A 16,921-nucleotide genomic window follows, 5' to 3' on the forward strand; every position below is an offset into this window, starting at 1 on the left:
GCACAGAATGCCTCCCGCCGCGCAAAGGGGGCCTACCCCGCCTTGATGCGCGCGGCGTGTTCCAGAACGGGAACACAGACATCGAGATCGCCGGATGCCAGATGCGCATAGCGCATGGTCATCTGCAGCGTCTGGTGCCCAAGCCATGTCTGCACGCGCCGGATATCGATTCCGCCCTGCACGAGCCGTGAAGCGCAGGTGTGCCGCAGGATATGCGGCACCACGTCCGGTTCCGCGCCGAGGCCGACCTCCTGCTTCGCCTCGTTCCACGCCGCCCGGAACTTCGCCTGGACGATGGTCGTGAAAGGTCCGCGTCGCCTGCGCTCCGACGCCTGGATGGCCGCCGCTGCCCGCTCGGTGAGGGGTACAGAGCGGCTTTTGCCGCTTTTCGTCAGCCAGAACGTCACGCGGTCCTGGTTCATATCCTGCCATCGAAGGCCGATACCCTCGCCAAGCCGCGCGCCGGTGTCGATGAGGAAGATGCAGAAGCGACCATAGAGCTCCGATTTCTCGGATATGGCGGCAAACAGCCGTTTTTCCTCTTCCGGCTCGAGAAAGCGGATGCGTCCTGCCTTCTCCTTCAGGCGTTTGAACTCCGGCAGGCCCTGGATTTCGCCCATTTTCTGGGCCTTCTTCAGGAGCTTGCTGAGCGCCGCCATCTTGCGGTTGATCGTGGCATTGCTGTTGCCGCGCTTGCGAAGCGACGACGTCAGCGTATCCAGCATCTCGTCGGTGAAGTCCGAAAACTCGGCGCCGAGCAGGATCTCGTCGAGCTCGCCGACGAAGGACGTGACATTGTATTTATGCGAGCCCGGTTCCCAGAGCACGTCGACATAGCGGTCGAGCAGGGCGCGAAGCGAAGCCTGATTGGAAGCGTTCTGAAACTGATAGCTCAAGCGGTATGGGCCGCTCATCAAGGGGTGATTTAACATGCTGACCTGACTGCGCCCGATGTGACGCGCATTGGTTGCATTAAATTGCTTATAAATTTCCTGCTAATTAACCCCAAAAACTAGCCGGAACGCGAAAAACCCGACCGACGGCCGGGTTCTCCGTTTTTGGATGAGCTAAGCCGGATTGGCTTAGAAGTCGCGCTGCAGGCGCAGGAAGCCGGTGACGAAGTCGTCCTGGTCGTCCGGATCCGTGTAGTTGACGGTTGCCTTGAGGTTGAGGTTTTCAACGATAGCGTAGTCAACCGTCAGGCCAACGCGCCATGCGTCGTTGCCGTCGATGAGTTCGTAGTCACCGAAGTACTGAGCACCGGGGGTGATCGTCAGCTTTTCAGTTGCCTTGAACGAGTAGTCTGCAGCAACGCTCCATTCAGAGGCGTTGTAGTAGACGTTGTCGCCGCTGGCATAGAGGCCCATCAGTTCGAACGTGCCCGGGCCGACTTCAGCCGACAGCCAAGCGCGGACTGCGCCTTCTTCGGTATCGGTGTCATATGCACCGAGCAGTTCGAAGTTCACGCCGCCGAGGGTGGCAGCAACCATGCCCGAAACGCCAACGGAGTTGCTGGTGCTGAACGCAGTCGTGGGGTAGTAATCGTTACCAATTTCGTCGACGCTGAGGCCGGCGCGGAAGGCGCCGCCGTCGTAGACGTAACGAACCGAGGTGAAGCGCGTAACGTTCGAAGCCGTTTCGGTTTCGCCGATCAGGTCGTTATCCCACCAGTTCAGGAAGGTACCAACGCGGAAGCCGCCGAGTTCGATGTAGGCCTGGTCAACGTAGAAATCGCTCGTCGAGCCGCCGCTGATGCTCTGGCTGGTTTCGCCATTGAAAGCGATGACGCTGGTGAGCGTGCCGAGTTCCGTGTCAGACTTGGCGTCGAACTGGATGTGAGCGCGCGTCCAGGAATCCCAGTCGGACGAGCCAACTTCATCGGGACCGAAGTCGGTCTGGAAACGGACGTAACCGCCGACCTTGAGGCAGGTTTCGGTGCCCGGGATGTAGAAGTAGCCGGTGCCGAAGGCGTCGCAAACGCGAACGTATTCCAGGGGCTCGGGCTCGGCAGCGACGATAGCGTCGGCAGCCTGTGCGCCGGATACTGCCATGAGAGCGGCAGCGGAGCCGATGAGAAGGCTCTTGATGTTCATTTCTGACCTCCAGTCAAAAAGAGCCGTGCGTGTGGCTTTCGGACGGATGGTCAACCCCTGGCTTCCCCATATGCCGTATATAGGGTGTGCGTTTACGCGCAGATGGACGCCGCCGGGATAGAAGAGCGCGCGCTTTTCCGAGAGCGGCACCGCCCCGGGCCATTTGACGAGCAGGTACCGGAGCGAACTCGCGGCAGGCGGCTCCATGAGCGACCACGATTCGGCGACGAATCGCACGACTCAAACGCCGGGCCGATTCCCGATTTTCCGCGATGCGCGGGTGACCTGGTCGGTGAAGTGCCCCATAAAAACCGCGCTCTTGTCATGCGAAGAGGCCCTGTGTGCCGGCTTTCTGCCCGGATTGTGACGACGCCAATGGGGAGGCGTCATGGGCTAAGTGGCGGCTGCATAAGGTTTTTTGTTAAGGATCCATAAACTTTTAGCGATCTCGCCTGCCATTTTGTGTCCTTTGCGCAACAGGCCGGGGCGAAGGCTTACAGAAACCCCGCCTCGTTTCAGTTTGATGATTGCTTACCGAACCGCGTCTTGTATTTTCAGCCTCGGAAGCAGGGGCGGTTGTTCGTCCGCTTCCTGAACTTGGGGATGGGGCAGGGAACGCTGTCCTTCAGCAAAAAACCCAGACCCGTTTGAAACTTTTTGACTGGAGGTCAGAAATGAACATCAAGAGCCTTCTCATCGGCTCCGCTGCCGCTCTCATGGCAGTATCCGGCGCACAGGCTGCCGACGCTATCGTCGCTGCTGAGCCCGAGCCCATGGAATACGTTCGCGTTTGCGACGCTTTCGGCACCGGCTTCTTCTACATCCCGGGCACCGAAACCTGCCTCAAGATCGGCGGCTACGTCCGTTTCCAGACCGACTTCGGTCGTGATGAAGTCGGCACGTCCGACTGGGATTCCTGGACGCGCGCTCGTGTAACGTTCGACGCCAAGTCTGACACGGAACTCGGCACGCTCACCAGCTTCATCGCACTGCACTTCGAAGCCAGCAACGGCTTTGGCGGCGGCGACACGAGCACCAGCGGTCTCGTTGACGAAGCTTACATCGAACTCGGCGGCTTCCGCGTCGGTACCTTCCTGAACTGGTGGGATAACGACCTGATCGGCGAAACCGAAACGGCTTCGAACGTCACCCGCTTCACCTCGGTTCGTTACGTTTACGACGGCGGCACGTTCCGCGCCGGCCTCAGCGTCGACGAAATCGATGCTGACGGTTCTGCTTACTGGGCAACCCCCGGTAGCTCGGGCAACGAAGTTGGCGTTTCGGGCATGATCGCTGCCACCCTCGGCGGCGTGAACTTCGAACTGCTCGGCGCATACGACACCTACACCGAAGAAGGCGCGATCCGCGCTTGGCTGTCGGCTGAAGTCGGCCCGGGCACGTTCGAACTGATGGGCCTCTATGCCAGCGGCGACAACGTCTACTACAACGAATCCGAATGGAGCGTTGCTGCTGACTACTCGTTCAAGGCAACCGAAAAGCTGACGATCACCCCCGGTGCTCAGTACTTCGGTGACTACGAACTCATCGACGGCAACGACGCATGGCGCGTTGGCCTGACGGTCGACTACGCTATCGTTGACAACCTCAACCTCAAGGCCACCGTCAACTACACGGATCCGGACAACACCGACGACTTCGTCTCGGGCTTCCTCCGTCTGCAGCGCGACTTCTAATCTGAAGTTGAGCTAGGAATAGACCCGCAGTCTCTCTGAGGCTGCGGGTTTTTCGTTTTTGCATCCTTCATGCCTTGCGGCATTTCAAGAGCAGGTTAGCGCCCGTCGAGAAATCCCTTTACCCGTTCGAACAAATCCGGATGGTGCAGAAGCGGTGCGTGGCCCTGGCCTTTGGCAATCGTGGTTTCGACATTCGGCCCCTGCGCCTTCATCCGCGCCAGCGCCTTCTCTGAAAACAGCCTGGAATATTCACCGCGCACGACGAGCAGAGGCTTTTGGGCGAGCAGGGCATATTGCGGCCAGAGCGTCGGCAGGGGCTGGGTGAAATCCATTGTGAGCAAGGGCGCCACAAGGGCCGGGTCGTGGTTTGCGACCAGCTTGCCATTCTCCTCGACATAGATTGCGTCAGCCATATCCAGCCAGTCCTGCCGGACGAGGGCCGGGAAAGTCGGGCCGTGAACGGCTTCAAGATGGTCGGCCGCCGCGTCGGCATCGTCGAACATGGTGCGGCGTGCGAGGTAATCACGGATGTCCCGAAGACCCTCCGCCTCTATCTCCGGGCCGATGTCGTTGAGAACGGCCGCTGCGATCCGATCGGGCTGCAATGCCGCCATGACATGCAGAATCAACCCGCCCCGCGAGGTTCCGACGAAGATGGCCTGGGCGATGCCGAGCGCGTCGCAGATGGCCAGCACATCGGCGCATTCCACGCCGACATTATAATGTGCGGGGTCCGGATCGCGGCTCGAGCGGCCCCGGCCGCGATAATCGATGGAGATCACGCGTCTCGGCGATGCCGCATCCTCGCAAAGGCGGGATGCGAACGGATGAAAGTCACGGCTGTTGCGGCTGAGCCCCGGCAGGCAGACGACAGGCAGCCGGGTAGGGGCGTCCGACACGGGCGCATAGTCCCGCAGATGGAGTTGCAACCCGTCCGTCGCGGTGATGAAGCGGCTGTTAAAGTCTGCCATGCCTGCGCCCTCGTGTCCGATGGCGAGAGCTTAGGGCAAAAGGACGGCTGTTGCGTAGCGCTTTCGCAGGGGAATTATGAGCCGCGGCGCGTCATCAACGCCCTGCGACGAGGTCGTGTTCGATATCGGCCTTTTGGCCAAGCCGCGTCTTGTAGACCTGGTAGTTCTCCATCACGCGCTGCACATAGCCACGCGTTTCGGAGAAGGGAATGCGCTCGATCCAGTCGACCACCTCGTCGATCGGCTTGCCGCGCGGGTCGCCATAGCGGGCGATCCACTGCGGCACGCGGCGCGGACCGGCATTGTAGGCGATGAAGGTCAGCACGTAGGAGCCGCCGAAATCGTTGATTTGTTCGCCAAGATAATGCGCACCGAGCGTGGCGTTGTAGGCGGCGTCCGTCGTCAGCCGCTCCTTGGAATAGGCGAGGCCGTAGCGTTTCGCGACGCCCTGGGCGGTCGCCGGCATCAATTGCAGCAGGCCCTGCGCATTGGCGGGCGAGACGGCTGCCGGGTTGAAGGCGCTTTCCTGGCGCGCGATGGCATAGGCCAGCGCCTTGCCCGAGCCGGAAATGTTGGCGCCGTCGGGAATGACGCCCACCGGGAAGGCCAGCGCCGCCACATCGATGCCGCGGCCGAAGGCGATCTTGCCGATCTGGAGCGAAAGCTGGTGGTTGCCGCCCTTTTCGGCTTGCGCAGCCAGCAGCGCCAGCTCGCCGGGGCTCATCAGTTCGGCGGCCAGTGCGCGGTAGAGGCTGTCTCCGCGCCAGCCATGGCCGGCGGCCTGGAGCCGCGCAATGGCCTGAACCGCCTCACGCCCGTGGAAACGCGCGCGCTCCTCCGCGGTCGGCTTCGGATAGGCGACGTTCAGGGCCTTGCGCCCGAGCCGTGCCGCGGCAAGCTGGCCGTAGAATGTGCCGGGAAAGGCCGCGGCCTTCGCGAAATAATCCTTGGCGTCGCCCGTGCCGCCCTTTTCCGCCGCACGGCCGAGCCAATACCAGGCGCGGGAAACGGACAGCGGACGATCGGAGGCTTGCAGGATGCGCTGGAAATGCTTGTGCGCGGTCTTCGCATCGCCGAGATCGCGCAGCGCATACCAGCCGGCGTGGAATTCCGCCTCGACGATATCGGTCGGATCGTCCGCGCCATGATGGGCGGCAACCCGGTAGGCATCGCGATAATCGCCGAGATCGGCAAGGCCGCGGCTGACGATGCGCTGCTCGTTCCACCACGCGCCCGGATTGACGAGCCGTGCGGGGTCTTCCGGCATGGCGGAGAACAGCTTGCCGGCGGCGCGGTATTCCTCGTTGTTGCGCAGGTTTCGGATGCGCAGGTAGGTATAGGCGGGATTGTTCTGCCAGCGGGCATCCACGGCCTTGATCAGGGCGGCCGTATTCTTGCTCTTGCGGATGACGGCGGCCCAGGCGCGGTAAAGCGACAGCGCCTGGCCGAGATCGCCGAAACGCTGCGCCTGGTCGGCGCGGTCCCTGTAGAGCAGCATCTCCATGCGCGCGCGATGGTCCGCGATGGTGAGAAGCGAGCCGAATTCGCCGAGAATCTGCGTTTCGAGATCCTTGTTCATCGCCTCCTTGTGCCAGAAGGTGCGCAGCACGTCCGTCGCACGGGCCGTATCGCCCGTCGCGATGAGGGCGCGTGCCAGCACCATGGCGCCTTCCGCCGTTTCGGGGCGGGTCGTGCCGAAGGCGGCGAGCACATCCGATGTCGGCGGGTTTTCGCGGGCGAGCGCCCGTTCGGAATGGCCGCGCAGCGCCTTCAGCCCCGGCCAGCCCTTCAGCTCGCGCTGCGCCTCGGCGATCTCCCAGGAGGGCACGCCGCGCTGGCCGGAGACGGCGATGGCCCATGTCAGGATATGGCGGTCGAGGCTGCCCTTGGAAAGGCGATCGCGAGCGACCATCGCGGCCGCCGCATCGCGGTTGGAAAGCGCGTCCAGCCCGGCCTTGAGCGCGGGGTTCACCTGCGGCAGGGCATCGCCGCGCGGAATGGCGTTGGTGATGATGTCCTTCGACGGCATCTCGGCGGCGAAACCGAGCGGCTTGATCGTGGGCGTCGCGACATTTTCCGCTTCCACGGGGGAGGGGCGAAGGGAAAGACCGGCCACGCCGGCCAGCAGCAGCGCGCAAAGGGCAAGATTGCGTTTTGAGATCATCTCACGTCCCGGATGCCTGGCAGGCGACGATGCTCATATTGCGCCTGATCCTCGACAATCATTAACCCTTTGTTGTCTTAACGAATGCTTAACCGCCCCGGTCACCAAGCCGTGAAGGCCAATGCTTCACACGACGGACCGAACGGCGCGGATATTCGCGTCGTTGCGGCACTTTCGCCTTGATCGCGCACGAAAAACGCCTCTCACGCCGCTTGCCGCATGACTGTCACATGACTATTGTGCGTTCGTTTTTAACCACGGAATACGGCCAAAGCATGTAAGCCCCCGGGCGGCTCTGGTCCTAGGAGTTCTCGATGTTCAAGGGATCCATTCCCGCTCTCGTCACCCCGTTCACCGATGCCGGTGCCGTCGATGAGGCCGCATTCGCCGCTCATGTCGAATGGCAGATCGGTGAGGGCAGCCACGGCCTCGTCCCTGTCGGCACCACGGGCGAATCGCCGACGCTGTCGCATGACGAGCACAAACGGGTGGTCGAACTCTGCATCGAGGTTGCCAAGGGCCGCGTTCCCGTCATCGCCGGGGCCGGCTCGAACAACACCAAGGAAGCGATCGATCTGGCCCGCCACGCCGAGAAGGCAGGCGCGGATGCGATCCTCGTCGTCACACCTTATTATAACAGGCCGACGCAGAAGGGCCTGTTCGCGCATTTTTCCGCCATTGCGGAAAGCGTGGCGCTGCCGATCGTGATCTACAACATTCCCGGCCGTTCGGTTGTGGACATGACCCCGGATACGATGGGCGCGCTGCACAAGGCGCATCCCTCGATCATCGGCGTAAAGGATGCCACCGGCAAGATCGAGCGTGTCTCCGAGCAGCGCATCGCCTGCGGCAAGGATTTCGTCCAGCTCTCGGGCGAGGACGCAAGCGCGCTCGGCTTCAACGCCCATGGCGGCGTCGGCTGTATCTCGGTCACGGCCAATGTGGCGCCGCGCCTGTGTGCGGAGTTCCAGGAAGCGACGCTTTCGGGCGATTACGCCAAGGCACTCGGCTATCAGGACAAGCTGATGCCGCTGCACAAGGCGATCTTCATGGAGCCGGGCGTCTGTGGCGCGAAATACGGCCTGCATCGTATCCGCGGCGGCAACCGCGCCGTCCGCTCGCCCCTTCTTCCCAGCCTGGAGCCGGCAACGGAGACCGCCATCGATGCGGCCCTTCGCCATGCCGGTCTGTTGAACTGACATGGCAACCAAGGCACGTCCGACAACGATCAAGAAGATTGTCGCGGAGAACCGCAAGGCCCGCTACAACTACGAGATCGTGGATACCTACGAGGCCGGCCTCGTGCTGACCGGCACGGAGGTCAAATCCCTGCGCGAGGGCAAGGCGAACATCGCCGAGTCCTACGCGTCGGACGAGGGCGGCGAGATCTGGCTGATCAACTCCTACCTGCCGGAATACCTGCAGGCGAACCGCTTCAACCACGAGACCCGCCGACGCCGCAAGCTGCTGCTGTCGAAGCGGGAAATCCATCGCCTGCGCTCCGCGATCAACCGCGAGGGCATGACGCTCGTGCCGCTGAAAGTCTATTTCAACGACAGCGGCCGCGCGAAGCTCGAACTGGCGCTTGCCAAGGGCAAGAAGCTGCACGACAAGCGCGAGAGCGAGAAGGAACGCGACTGGAACCGCCAGAAGGGCCGCCTGCTGCGCGATCGCGGCTGAAGGCCTCGCGCTTTCCGCGTCAGAACTGGCTGTAAAGCCGCGCGATCATCGACTGGTTGACGGTGCGCGGCGACGTCTCGCCATCATCGGATGTGCGCGCCGTGAGGAAAGACGACATCAACGCGTTGAGGTCCGCGCTCTGGATGGCGAGCGGGGCGGGCGTATGACGCGCGGTGTCGGAGCTCGCACTGCGCTCGACCGTATTGGCCGATGCCGACGAAACGCTCGGAAGGCCGTTCGCCGCGTAGAGAAAGCCGGTGTCATCCACGGTCTCGGACGGCTGCGCGACGGTGGGTGTCGGAGTGGCGGGACGGGTCTCGCCGGCCGGTGCAGCCGGACGCAGCGCCAGCGCCTGGATTGCTGCCCGGTAGCTGCTGCCAGAAAGCGATACTGCGTCGACCATGACGGGATATTCCAATGCGGGACGTGTTGACCGCATTTTGAATAGCAGCAGAACGTTGCGGAATGCTAATGGAGTTCCGCGCTATTCTCCTCGATGTTTAACGAACCGTTGAAAGGCCCGGCTGCAGCATCGGCACGCGTCGCAAACCGGTCACTTCCGGTCCCTTCGTTCGCGCGAACGATTGATCAGTCGGCGGCGGTATCGGTCACTTCCGCCGGGCGGGCGGGACGTTCGGAGGGATCGCGGCCGATTTCGGCCTTCAGCGTGCCCAGATCGATGAAGTAATCCGCCTGCCGGCGCAGGTCGTCGGCGATCATCGGCGGCTGCGTCTGCATGGTCGAGACGACGGAAACCTTGCGGCCGCGGCGCTGGAGCGCTTCGACCAGCGTCGTGAAATCGCCGTCGCCGGAGAAGATCACGAGGTGGTCGACCGTTTCGGACTGCTCCATCGCGTCGATGGCCAGTTCGATGTCCATGTTGCCCTTGATCTTGCGGCGGCCGAGCGAGTCGGTGAATTCCTTGGCCGGCTTGGTAACGACCTTGTAGCCGTTGTAGTCGAGCCAGTCTATCAGCGGGCGGATGGAGGAATATTCCTGGTCCTCGATCAGTGCCGTGTAGTAATAGGCGCGCAGAAGATAGCCGCGTTTCTGAAATGCTTTCAGTAGTTTCCGATAATCGATGTCGAACCCGAGTGTTCTGGAAGCGGCATAGAGATTGGCGCCGTCGATGAAGAGTGCGATTTTCTCGCGCGGGTCGAACATTTCAAAAATTCCCTTAAATAGAGTCCCGGAAGATGCGTAAGCCACGCCGGCCCGGCGTGCATGGCTGCGTTTTCCGGTGGCATTATGCATATTTCATGTATTTGTCATTTAGGGCAGCTTGGTGACATTTCCAACCAAACACGGGTTGCGGTGCATTTTTTCGAGAAGCACGGAGCCCGTGCATTTCACAATAGGCAAATTGGGAAGTATTTACCGGCCGTTATCCTCGCCGGTCATTGTGCCGTGCCCCATCTTTCCGCGGTCTTGAACCTCAACCGGGAATTACAAGCGGCCGTTAAGGGGGCCGCGAAAGGAGACGCCGGCAAGGAAAAACTTGAATTTGCCGTCCTTTGCCTGTATCGGGCATGCAAACTCCTGAAATTCTCGATCACAAAGGACAGGCAATGGCCCGTGTCACCGTTGAAGATTGCATTGACAAGGTAGACAACCGCTTCGAGCTGGTTCTCCTGGCAAGCCATCGCGCCCGCCTCATCTCGCAGGGTGCGGCCATCACCATCGATCGCGACAACGACAAGAACCCCGTCGTGGCGCTGCGCGAGATCGCCGACGAGACCCTGTCGCCCGACGATCTCAAGGAAGACCTGATCCACTCGCTGCAGAAGCATGTGGAAGTCGATGAGCCCGAGCCCGATCCGGCAAGCCTGCTGGCCGACGATGCCACGACGGCGACCGCCGACGAGGACGACGACCAGCCCGAGACGATCGCCTTCGACCGCATGTCGGAAGAAGAGCTGCTCGCCGGCATCGAAGGCCTCGTTCCGCCGGAAAAAAGCGACGATTACTGATTTCGGTAGCCATTCCGAAACCTTTATTATTGTGAATACCGGTGCGCCCCTTCTAAGCTTGGGGCGCACTTTTTGTTTGCCCCGCCTGAACGAGCCGGGGAGGGAGCCCACCGAGAATGATGCGTCAATATGAACTCGTGGAGCGGGTTCAGAAATACAAGCCCGATGCCAACGAGGCGCTGCTCAACAAGGCCTATGTCTACGCCATGCAGAAGCACGGCCAGCAGAAGCGTGCGAGCGGCGATCCCTACATCTCGCATCCTCTCGAAGTCGCCGCCATCCTCACGGATATGCGGCTCGACGAATCGACCATCGCCGTCGCCCTTCTGCACGATACGATCGAGGACACCAGCGCGACGCGCGCGGAAATCGACGAGCTGTTCGGCGAGGATATCGGCGCCCTCGTCGAGGGCCTGACCAAGATCAAGAAGCTCGACCTCGTTTCCAAGAAGGCCAAGCAGGCGGAAAACCTGCGCAAGCTCCTGCTCGCCATCTCCGACGACGTGCGCGTGCTGCTCGTCAAGCTCGCCGACCGCCTGCACAACATGCGCACGCTCGAGCATATGTCGCCGGAAAAGCGCGCCCGCATCTCCGAGGAGACGATGGACATCTATGCGCCGCTCGCCGGCCGCATGGGTATGCAGGATATGCGCGAGGAACTGGAAGACCTGTCCTTCCGGCATATCAACCCGGAAGCCTACGAGACCGTCTCGCGCAAGCTGGAGGAGCTGTCGCAGCGCAACGAGGGGCTGATCCGCAAGATCGAGGAGGAGCTGCGCGAACTGCTCGTCGTCAACGGCCTGCCGGATGCCCTCGTCAAGGGCCGCCAGAAGAAGCCCTATTCGGTCTTCCGCAAGATGCAGTCGAAGTCGCTCTCCTTCGAGCAACTGTCCGACGTCTACGCCTTCCGCATCCTCGTCGGCGACATTCCCGCCTGCTATGCGGCGCTCGGCATCGTGCACACGCGCTGGCGCGTCGTGCCCGGCCGCTTCAAGGACTATATCTCGACGCCCAAGCAGAACGACTACCAGTCGATCCACACCACGATCGTCGGGCCGTCGCGCCAGCGCATCGAGCTGCAGATCCGCACCAAGCGCATGCACGAGATCGCCGAATACGGTATCGCCGCGCACTCGCTCTACAAGGACAAGGAGCCGGTCAACGAGGAGGCCGCGCGCTCACCGCGCTCCAATGCCTATGCCCTGCTGCGCCGGACCATCGAGGCGCTTGCCGAAGGCGATAATCCCGAGGAATTCCTCGAGCACACCAAGCTGGAACTGTTCCAGGACCAGGTGTTCACCTTCACGCCCAAGGGCCAGCTGATCACGCTGCCGCGTGGCGCGACACCCATCGATTTCGCCTATGCGGTGCACACCAATATCGGCGATACCTGCGTCGGCGCCAAGATCAACGGCCGCATCATGCCGCTCGTCACCCGTCTCAACAACGGCGACGAGGTGGAGATCATCCGCTCCGGCATCCAGGTGCCGCCGCCCGCCTGGGAAGAGATCGTCGTGACCGGCAAGGCGCGCGCGGCCATCCGCCGCGCCACGCGCGCCGCCATTCGCAAGCAATATTCCGGCCTCGGCTACCGCATCCTGGAGCGCACCTTCGATCGCGCCGGCAAGACCTTTTCACGCGACGGCCTGAAGCCCGTGCTGCACCGGCTCGGCCAGAAGGACGTGGAAGACGCGATCGCCTCGGTGGGCCGCGGCGAACTCTCTTCGCTCGACGTGCTGCGCGCCGTCTTCCCGGATTATCAGGACGAGCGCGTCACCGTGAAGCCCAGCACGGACGAGGGCTGGTTCAACATGCGCAGCGCCGCCGGCATGGTCTTCAAGCTGCCCGGCAAGACGAAGGCGGCGCTGGAAGACGGCGAGGGCGAAACGGGGCCGGAGGCCCTGCCGATCCGCGGTCTGTCCGGCAATGCAGAGGTGCATTTCTCCGCCGGCGGCGCCGTTCCCGGCGACCGCATCGTCGGCATCATGGAGAAGGACAAGGGCATCACCATCTATCCGATCCAGTCGCCGGCCCTGCAGAAGTTCGACGACGAGCCGGAGCGCTGGATCGACGTGCGCTGGGATCTCGACGAGGCCAACAACACCCGCTTCATGGCGCGCATCATGATCAACGCGCTGAACGAGCCGGGCACGCTGGCCGAGGTCACGCAGGTCATCGCCACCAGCGACATCAATATCCGCTCGATGTCCATGGCAAGGGTCGCGGCCGATTTCACCGAGGTGCATATCGACCTCGAGGTCTGGGACCTGCGGCAGCTCAACCAGCTGATGGGACAGCTGAAGGAGTTGCAGTGCGTTTCGACCATCAGCCGTGTGTTTGAGTAGGGGCTATAACGCAATTTTCAGCATTTTGCCCTGAATAAGGCAGAATTGCCCAAGTTTTGACCAGTCGATATGCGCCACTCGCATGGCTGTGTTGGTATAGTCGCGCTGGTGCCGAAGGGGTGTTCGCCTTATCTTCTGTCTCGGGAGGTCAACCGAAAGAGGTTTACCATGCTGAAGCAGTTCAGAAACATCGCCCGCGCCCTGCGCGTTCCGTCGACCGAAGAGCGCGAAAGTGCTTATCTCAACGGCGCCATCGACCGGATCGACCTGGAATACCGCCAGCGTCAGATCGACCGCGGCCTTTTCCGCAAGTCCTACTAAGGTCTGCAGCCATGCGGCGCACCCGGTGCGCCGCGGCGGCCCATGCCGTGGCGCCATGAGGGCGCCATTGAAATGCCACCAACGGATCGGCTATGTCTGAGCAATGTTGTTCAGACGTCGAAAAAAGGCCTCGCGGGCCGAACGCTTGCGCGAATTTCTCTGGCCGCGCAAGGGCCTGACGCGGCCGGCGCGCTATCTTGCGAAGCGCATCATCCGCCTGTCGGCGTCCCCGCACGCGGTCGCCGCAGGTGTCGCGGCCGGCGTCTTCTCCGCCTTCACACCGCTGCTCGGGTTTCACGTCATCCTGGCGCTGGTTCTGGCCTATCTAATGGCCGGTAATCTGCTTGCGGCTGCCCTTGCCACCACCGTCGCCAATCCCCTGACCATTCCGCTGATCGCGCTTGCCACCTTCCGGGCCGGCGAAACGCTGCTCGGCATCCAGGCCGCGGAGGCCATCACCACGCATGACCTGCTGCACCGGCTGGAGCATCTCCAGTTTTCCGAGCTCTGGCAGCCGGTGCTGAAGCCCATGCTGGCCGGCGCCGGTGTACTCGGCCTGCTCGCGGCCGTCATCGCCTATGGCGTGACGCGCCTTGCCGTCCAGTCCTTCAAGGCCCGCCGCCGCGCGCGGCTGGCGCTGCGCGCAGGGCTTGCGCCCACAGCACTCTCATCCGGAGACCTGTCCTCATGATCATCGGCATCGGCAGCGACCTCATCGACATCCGTCGGGTGGAGAAGTCGCTGGAGCGTTTTGGCGCGCGCTTCACCGAGCGCTGCTTTACGCAGATCGAGCAGGCCAAGTCCGATGGGCGCAAGAACCGCGCGGCCTCCTATGCCAAGCGCTTCGCCGCCAAGGAGGCCTGTTCCAAGGCGCTCGGCACGGGCCTTGCGCAGGGTGTTTTCTGGAAGGACATGGGCGTCATAAATCTGCCCGGAGGCAAGCCGACCATGCATCTCACCGGCGGCGCGCTCGAAAGGTTGAAGCGGATGCTGCCGGCCGGTCACGAGGCGCGGATCCACCTCACCATCACCGACGACTTTCCGCTGGCGCAGGCTTTCGTGATCATCGAGGCGCTGCCCGCCGGGACGCCGGCCTTGTGAGCTTCCGCGTCTTTTTGACCGATGTGATTTCCAACGCGCAACCTTTCCTCTATAGAGGGCCTCATGTTTGCAAATAAGGACAAGTCGGGCGTGGCAGAGAAGACTGAGAAGGCCCAAGGCGGCCTGTGGGAAAACGTCAAGGTCATTATCCAGGCGCTGCTGCTCGCCGTCGTGATCCGCACCGTGCTTTTCCAGCCCTTCACCATTCCGTCCGGCTCGATGATGCCGACGCTGCTGGTCGGCGACTACTTGTTCGTCAACAAGTTCTCCTACGGCTATTCGAAATATTCGCTGCCCTTCTCGCCGAACCTGTTCTCGGGCCGCATCTTCGCGAGCGAGCCCAAGCGCGGCGACATCGTCGTGTTCCGCTTCCCGCCGAACCCCGACATCGACTATATCAAGCGTCTCGTCGGCCTGCCGGGCGACCGCGTGCAGGTGCGCGACAGCATCCTCTACATCAACGACAAGCCCGTCGAGCGCCAGCAGGACGGCTTCTTCCGCGCCGATGACCAGTACGATACCGGCGAAAACATCCCGATGTTCCGCGAGACGCTGGACACCGGCGTCTCCTACGACACGCTGGACACCCGTCCGGGCACCGTCGGCGACAACACGCGCGAGTTCATCGTGCCCGAAGGCCATTATTTCATGATGGGCGACAACCGCGACAACTCCGCCGACAGCCGCTTCGACGTCGGTTTCGTGCCTGCCGAGAACCTCATCGGCCGCGCCAGCCTGATCTTCTTCTCGCTGGGCCACGACACCTCCTTCAGCGAAATCTGGAAATGGCCGGCGAACCTGCGTTGGGACCGCCTCTTCAAGGTCGTTGAATGAAGGGCGCCATTCCGTTGAACGACGTCAACCGCAAGGCCCTCGAAGAGCTGATCGGCTACGTCTTCACCGACAAGGATCGCCTCGACCGGGCGATCACCCATGCCAGTGCGCGGCCCGGCAAGGGCAGCAACTACGAGCGGCTGGAGTTTCTCGGCGACCGCGTTCTCGGCCTGTGCGTGGCCGAGATGCTGTTTCGCACCTTCCGCGATGCCAAGGAGGGGGAGCTTTCCGTTCGCCTCAACCAGCTCGTCAGTGCCGAAAGCTGTGCGGCTGTTTCGGATGATCTCGGTCTCCACCGCTTCATCCGCACCGGCGCCGACGTCAAGAAGCTCACCGGCAAGGCCATGCTGAACGTCAGGGCCGATGTGGTGGAATCGCTGATCGCGGCCATCTATCTCGATGGCGGGCTGGAGGCCGCGCGCGGCTTCATCCTCGCCAACTGGGAGGGCAGGGCGGCGCGGGCCGAGGGCGCGCGGCGCGACGCCAAGACGGAATTGCAGGAATGGGCGCACGCGCGGTTCGGCCTCACACCGAATTACCGGGTGGACGAGCGCTCCGGACCGGATCATGATCCCCGCTTCACCGTGACGGTCGAGGTCAAGGGCGTGGCACCGGAAACCGGCGTCGATCGCTCGAAACGGGCCGCCGAGCAAGCGGCCGCGACGAAGATACTGGAACGCGAAGGCATCTGGCCCAAGGCCGGCGCCTGACCGCATTTCCACCTTTTGAAATTGCATGGAAACAGGAAAATGGGGCCTTCAGCCGGAAGGACCCGGATTGACGGATATCATGACGGAAGAAACCAACATCCCCGCCGAGACCGGCGCCGCAGCCGAGGGCGCGACCCGTTCGGGCTTCGTCGCCCTGATCGGCGCCACCAATGCCGGCAAGTCGACGCTGGTGAACCGGCTCGTCGGCGCCAAGGTGTCGATCGTCAGCCACAAGGTGCAGACGACGCGCGCCATCGTGCGCGGCATCGCGATCCACAACAACGCGCAGATCGTCTTCATGGATACGCCCGGCATCTTCAAGCCGCGCCGCCGGCTCGACCGCGCCATGGTGACGACCGCCTGGGGCGGCGCCAAGGATGCCGACTTCATCATGTTCCTGATCGACAGCGAGCGCGGCCTGAAGGGTGACGCCGAGACGATCCTGGAGGGCCTGAAGGACGTTCACCAGCCGAAGATCCTCGTGCTGAACAAGGTCGATCGCGTCAAGCCGGAAGACCTGCTGAAGCTGACGGCAGCCGTCAACGAGGTCGTGAAGTTCGAGCGCACCTTCATGATTTCCGCGCTCAACGGTTCTGGCTGTGAGGACGTGATGGACTATCTTGCCGCCGCGCTGCCGGAGGGGCCCTGGTACTATCCGGAAGACCAGATTTCCGACCTTCCCATGCGCCAGCTCGCCGCCGAGATCACGCGCGAGAAGCTGTTCCTGCGTCTCCACCAGGAGCTTCCCTATTCCTCCCATGTCGAGACGGAAAAGTGGGAAGAGCGCAAGGATGGCTCGGTGCGCATCGAGCAGGTCATTTATGTCGAGCGCGACAGCCAGAAGAAGATCGCGCTCGGCAAGAACGGCGATGCCATCAAGGCCATCTCGACGGCCTCCCGCAAGGAGCTCTCGGAAATCCTGGAGCAGCCCGTGCACCTCTTCCTCTTCGTGAAGGTGCGTGAGAACTGGGGTGACGATCCGGCCCGCTTCCGCGAAATGGGCCTCGACTTCCCGACATCCTGATCCGTCGGCTCGTG

At 62.5% G+C, this 16,921-nt stretch carries 18 protein-coding genes; 12 read left to right on the forward strand and 6 right to left on the reverse strand.

Annotated elements, in window-relative coordinates; translation table 11 throughout:
- Positions 1–32: 32 nt before the first annotated feature.
- Positions 33–932, reverse strand: coding sequence for a tyrosine-type recombinase/integrase (locus K6301_RS04320; RefSeq protein ID WP_425475368.1), 900 nt, complete (start codon positions 930–932; stop codon positions 33–35).
- 150 nt (positions 933–1,082) lie between these two features.
- Positions 1,083–2,093 carry a porin gene (locus tag K6301_RS04325; RefSeq protein ID WP_247219531.1) on the reverse strand — a complete coding sequence of 337 codons (1,011 nt, stop codon included), beginning with the start codon at positions 2,091–2,093 and terminating at the stop codon, positions 1,083–1,085.
- Between the two features lie 205 nt (positions 2,094–2,298).
- Between K6301_RS04325 and K6301_RS04330 the strand changes: the two genes are divergently transcribed.
- Together K6301_RS04330 and K6301_RS04335 are read left to right on the forward strand one after the other, a co-directional pair.
- Positions 2,299–2,460, forward strand: coding sequence for a hypothetical protein (locus K6301_RS04330; RefSeq protein WP_247219532.1), 162 nt, complete (start codon positions 2,299–2,301; stop codon positions 2,458–2,460).
- Positions 2,461–2,767: 307 nt separating this feature from the next.
- Positions 2,768–3,787, forward strand: coding sequence for a porin (locus tag K6301_RS04335; protein WP_247219533.1), 1,020 nt, complete (start codon positions 2,768–2,770; stop codon positions 3,785–3,787).
- Between the two features lie 95 nt (positions 3,788–3,882).
- On the opposite strand, the gene K6301_RS04340 is transcribed toward K6301_RS04335, so the two are convergent.
- On the reverse strand, positions 3,883–4,758 hold the full coding sequence (locus K6301_RS04340; RefSeq protein ID WP_247219534.1) for an alpha/beta fold hydrolase: 876 nt from the start codon (positions 4,756–4,758) through the stop codon (positions 3,883–3,885).
- Positions 4,759–4,852: 94 nt separating this feature from the next.
- Positions 4,853–6,922 (reverse strand): lytic transglycosylase domain-containing protein, encoded by a 2,070-nt coding sequence (locus tag K6301_RS04345; protein ID WP_247219535.1) that lies wholly within the window; start codon positions 6,920–6,922, stop codon positions 4,853–4,855.
- A 314-nt stretch (positions 6,923–7,236) separates the two neighbouring features.
- Between K6301_RS04345 and dapA the strand changes: the two genes are divergently transcribed.
- Both dapA and smpB read left to right on the forward strand, forming a co-directional pair.
- Positions 7,237–8,121 (forward strand): 4-hydroxy-tetrahydrodipicolinate synthase, encoded by an 885-nt coding sequence (dapA, locus tag K6301_RS04350; protein WP_247219536.1) that lies wholly within the window; start codon positions 7,237–7,239, stop codon positions 8,119–8,121.
- A gap of 1 nt (position 8,122) precedes the next feature.
- Positions 8,123–8,602: an SsrA-binding protein SmpB gene (smpB, locus tag K6301_RS04355; protein ID WP_134649770.1), complete on the forward strand. Its 480-nt coding sequence runs from the start codon at positions 8,123–8,125 to the stop codon at positions 8,600–8,602.
- Between the two features lie 19 nt (positions 8,603–8,621).
- On the opposite strand, the gene K6301_RS04360 is transcribed toward smpB, so the two are convergent.
- Both K6301_RS04360 and K6301_RS04365 read right to left on the reverse strand, forming a co-directional pair.
- Entirely contained in the window at positions 8,622–9,005 is a 384-nt protein-coding gene (locus K6301_RS04360; protein ID WP_247219537.1) for a hypothetical protein, read from the reverse strand.
- A 185-nt stretch (positions 9,006–9,190) separates the two neighbouring features.
- On the reverse strand, positions 9,191–9,766 hold the full coding sequence (locus K6301_RS04365) for a LabA-like NYN domain-containing protein (RefSeq protein ID WP_134649772.1): 576 nt from the start codon (positions 9,764–9,766) through the stop codon (positions 9,191–9,193).
- Between the two features lie 404 nt (positions 9,767–10,170).
- On the opposite strand from K6301_RS04365, the gene rpoZ reads away from it, so the two are divergent.
- The 8 genes from rpoZ (at position 10,171) to era (ending at position 16,907) form a co-directional block, all read left to right on the forward strand.
- The gene (gene rpoZ / locus K6301_RS04370; protein ID WP_134649773.1) at positions 10,171–10,572 is read left to right on the forward strand and encodes a DNA-directed RNA polymerase subunit omega; all 402 of its coding nucleotides are present in this window, start codon (positions 10,171–10,173) and stop codon (positions 10,570–10,572) included.
- A gap of 116 nt (positions 10,573–10,688) precedes the next feature.
- On the forward strand, positions 10,689–12,917 hold the full coding sequence (locus K6301_RS04375; RefSeq protein WP_134649774.1) for a RelA/SpoT family protein: 2,229 nt from the start codon (positions 10,689–10,691) through the stop codon (positions 12,915–12,917).
- Positions 12,918–13,085: 168 nt separating this feature from the next.
- A complete protein-coding gene (locus K6301_RS04380; protein WP_134649775.1) occupies positions 13,086–13,238 on the forward strand; it encodes a DUF3563 family protein in 153 nt (50 codons plus the stop codon).
- A 103-nt stretch (positions 13,239–13,341) separates the two neighbouring features.
- Positions 13,342–13,929, forward strand: coding sequence for a DUF2062 domain-containing protein (locus K6301_RS04385; RefSeq protein ID WP_160872681.1), 588 nt, complete (start codon positions 13,342–13,344; stop codon positions 13,927–13,929).
- Positions 13,926–14,339 carry a holo-ACP synthase gene (gene acpS, locus K6301_RS04390; RefSeq protein ID WP_134649777.1) on the forward strand — a complete coding sequence of 138 codons (414 nt, stop codon included), beginning with the start codon at positions 13,926–13,928 and terminating at the stop codon, positions 14,337–14,339. The genes K6301_RS04385 and acpS overlap by 4 nt, the downstream gene beginning before the upstream one ends.
- Before the next feature lie 90 nt (positions 14,340–14,429).
- Positions 14,430–15,173, forward strand: a complete 744-nt coding sequence (gene lepB / locus K6301_RS04395; RefSeq protein ID WP_247220493.1) for a signal peptidase I — start codon at positions 14,430–14,432, stop codon at positions 15,171–15,173.
- Complete coding sequence (gene rnc / locus K6301_RS04400; protein ID WP_247219538.1) at positions 15,170–15,883, forward strand: ribonuclease III; 714 nt, start codon at positions 15,170–15,172, stop codon at positions 15,881–15,883. The genes lepB and rnc overlap by 4 nt, the downstream gene beginning before the upstream one ends.
- 79 nt (positions 15,884–15,962) lie before the next feature.
- Positions 15,963–16,907 (forward strand): GTPase Era, encoded by a 945-nt coding sequence (gene era, locus K6301_RS04405; protein WP_247219539.1) that lies wholly within the window; start codon positions 15,963–15,965, stop codon positions 16,905–16,907.
- Positions 16,908–16,921 lie beyond the last annotated feature (14 nt).

The sequence above is a fragment of the Shinella oryzae genome (assembly GCF_023038235.1).
In the GTDB taxonomy this organism is placed as follows: domain Bacteria; phylum Pseudomonadota; class Alphaproteobacteria; order Rhizobiales; family Rhizobiaceae; genus Shinella; species Shinella sumterensis.